General features: G+C 56.6%; 1 protein-coding gene. It reads left to right on the top strand.

Annotated elements, in window-relative coordinates; genetic code table 11:
* On the top strand, positions 1-3,459 hold a 3,459-nt coding region (locus tag AACQ38_RS23415; RefSeq protein ID WP_445260638.1), incomplete at both ends, for a beta strand repeat-containing protein.

Raw genomic sequence — 3,459 nt, 5'->3', positions numbered from 1 at the left:
CGCAGCACGTTCAGGCTAAGGGCAAAAATCTGGCCGCCGATACGCTGGCTATCCACAGTCAGCGGATTGACCTGAGCGACAGCCAGACCGCAGCCGGTCAGATTCAACTCACCGCCGGTCAAGCGGGGATAAGTACCGCTCGCGCCACCATCAACGCCGACCATTTGACCGCGAAAACCCCGGGCCAGTTTAACAACGACGGCGGCCAGTTAGTGGCGCGGGAAATCCACCTGACGACCCCGGATTTATCCAATCAGCAGGGAAAAATTAACCAGACCGGGACCGGAGAACTGGCGCTCCATACCCGCACCCTGAATAACCATGAGGGGACAGTGTTCAATCAGGGGAAATTGACCCTCACCACTGACCGGCTTAACAACCGTCAGGGCACTATTGCCAGTCAGGGCGAGGACCTGCATCTCACCGCGCATCAGGCCGATAACAACCAGGGAACGGTGCAACTGGCAGGCAACGGGAAACTGTCGCTCAACACGCAACGGTGGCTGGGTGATAAGGGCAAATTGCTCACCAATGGCACCCTGACGATACAGGCCGGTGAACTGCAACTCAACCACGCCGAAACTCAGGCCGGGCAGATAACCATCAACGCCGATACTTTGAGCCATCAAAGCGGTGTGATGCAACAATGGGGTAAGGATGACTTGTCCCTCACTACCCGGATACTGGATAACCACAGCGGCACTATTGCGGGCAATGGCAACCTGAACCTTAAGGCAACGACCGTCGATAATCGTCACGGCAACATCGTGGCCGCCGACCAAGGTTCGCTGACACTGGCGGTCAAAGACACGCTGGATAATCAGTCGGGCAAACTGGAAGCCGGCAACGCGCTCCAGCTCAGCGCATCCCAACTAAATAATGGTCAGGGGAGCATTGTTGCCGCCGGGGACAGCGCCACCCTCACCGTTGGCAAAACTATTCAAAACGCTCACGGCCATCTTGAAGCCAAAACCCGACTGACCACCACCAGTCAGACCCTGGATAACACCCAGGGCGTGTTGCTGGCACAAAACATTGACAGCCAGACCACAGGCCATCCCTTCACCAATACCGCCGGACAGGTGATAGCCGAAGACACCCTGACCTTAAACAGCGGTCAACTGGATAACACGGCGGGACTGTTACAGGCCGGTCGCGAGATGGCCGTTGATACCCACGGCCACGGTCTTACTAACACTCACCACGCCGACCAAAAACAAAAAGCGGGCCGGGTGTTAAGCGGCGGGCAGTTAACTTTGCGCACCGGCGACATCGACAACACCGGAGGGATGATTGCGGCGGACGGCAAAACCGTGCTGACCAGCACTGCACTCAATAATACTCAGGGCCAGATAGCCGGAAATAGCGGGCTGGACATTCACAGCCGACAACTCACTAACCGCAACGGGACTTTACAATCCGCCGACGCCCTGACTCTGGATACCGACGGACAGTTGCTGGATAACCAGCAGGGCCAGATTATTGGAGAAGGAAAAACCACCGTCACCAGCGGCCCACTGGACAATCGCCACGGTCATCTGCAAGGCGGACAGGTGGTTATCGATACCCGACACGCCGCGCTGGATAACCGGGACGGCAAACTGTTATCCACCGACACGTTAACCCTGAATACTCACCAGCTCGATAATCGTCGCGGGCAGGTGCAGGCGGTGGGCGACACTCAGCTTGATGTTGACACTCAAACCGATAACACCGGCGGCCTTATCCGTGGCGGTCAGCAATTGACCCTGAACACCGCTCGCCTGATTAACCGCGAGACGGCGCACACGGATAACGGGCTGGAAGCGCAAAACCTGACGGTAAACGCCCAACAGGTGGACAATACCCAGGGCGCTTTACGGGCGGCCAATCACCTGCAAGCTCAGGTGAGTCACACGCTGGAGAATGCGCAGGGGTTAATCTCCGCAGGTAAACAACTTACCGTAGACGACAAGAGCGGGCACACCTCGCTAGCGATTAACAACCGGCAAGGCACGCTGATTGCCGGGGAACAGGCCACGATTAACGCACACTCTCTGAGCGGTGACGGCCAACTGTTATCACAGGGCGATATGGCGGTCACCTTAACTGAGGATTTTCACCATACCGGCAACACCGCGGCTAATGGCAATCTGACGCTGAAAACGACCGGCAATCTTATCAATGACCGTCAGATAAAAGCCGGTCGGGCGCTGTATCTGGGCGCACAGAATCTCACCAACAGCGCCTCCGGTGAAATCAGCGCCAAACAAACGCAAATCCAGGTTCACGATACGCTGAACAACACCGGACTGATTGACGGCGGCTTGACCCATCTCACGGCCAACACCCTGAACAATACCGGCACCGGGCGCATTTACGGTGACCAAATTGCCCTTCAGACGGGCACACTGAATAACTCCGCACAGGACGGCAAAGCCGCCGTGATTGCGGCGCGGGACCAACTGGATATCGGCACCGGAACACTCAACAACCAGCATCATGCGCAGATTTACAGTGTGGGCGACATGCACATCGGCGGCCGGTTGGATAACGCCCTGACGGCCACCGGTCAGGCGCGTGAGCTCAATAACCACGCGGCGACGATTGAAGCCGGGCGCCATTTGAAGATTAATGCCGACCAGATTAACAACACCAACGCCGGGTTGGTCACTCAGGTCGTCGAAACGGAAAAGTCTCAGCATCACGATGCAGTACTAAGCGGCCAGACCACTCGCTATGACTGGTCACAGGTGGACACTTCCCACCGCAATAAATACAAAGTGCACGATGCCATCATGCCGGACGGCAGTCGCAGTAATGATTTTTACGAATATCAGTACACCCGGACCGTCAAGGAAACTCAGGTTAAACAGAGTGACCCCGGTAAAATTCTGGCCGGGGGTAATATCACGCTCAACAGTGCGCAGGTCACTAATCACGACAGCCAGATTGTCGCCGGCGGGGCGCTGGATGGAGAAATCGGTGAACTGCACAATATTACCACTCAGGGCGAACGTATCACCACCGATAAAGGTCGCCAAACTCACTGGTACGCCAAAAAGACCAGACACAAAAAGTTCGGGTTCGGTGGCACCAAAACCTCGCAGGGAAAAAGCCGCAGCAATTATGCCCCCGCCCCAGTGATAGAAACCATCGACCTGAAAACGCTGGCCTGGCAGGAGCATACCCGTCCGCAGGGTACCGATATCACGATTACAGACCGACAAACCGGTCAGATACACGCGGCCCCCACGACAGTCACACCGGTGAGCGGTATCAAAAATCAGCCACTGGTATTGCCTCCCGGTCAGCCGTTTGAGCTGAGTTTGCCCCCGGAGACCGTCAAAGGGCAAACTGTCGACCCGGTGATACGCGTGGTGACGCCCGATACGCGTTTGCCGAATAACAGCCTGTATACCATGCAACCGGGCAGTGACAGCCACTATCTGGTGGAGACCGACCCGAAATTTACCCAGT

The sequence above is a fragment of the Photorhabdus sp. RW14-46 genome (assembly GCF_963887965.1).
In the GTDB taxonomy this organism is placed as follows: Bacteria; Pseudomonadota; Gammaproteobacteria; order Enterobacterales; family Enterobacteriaceae; genus Photorhabdus; species Photorhabdus laumondii.
The sequence above is the reverse complement of the archived record's forward strand: the minus strand, read 5'-3'. Positions and strand labels throughout refer to the sequence as shown.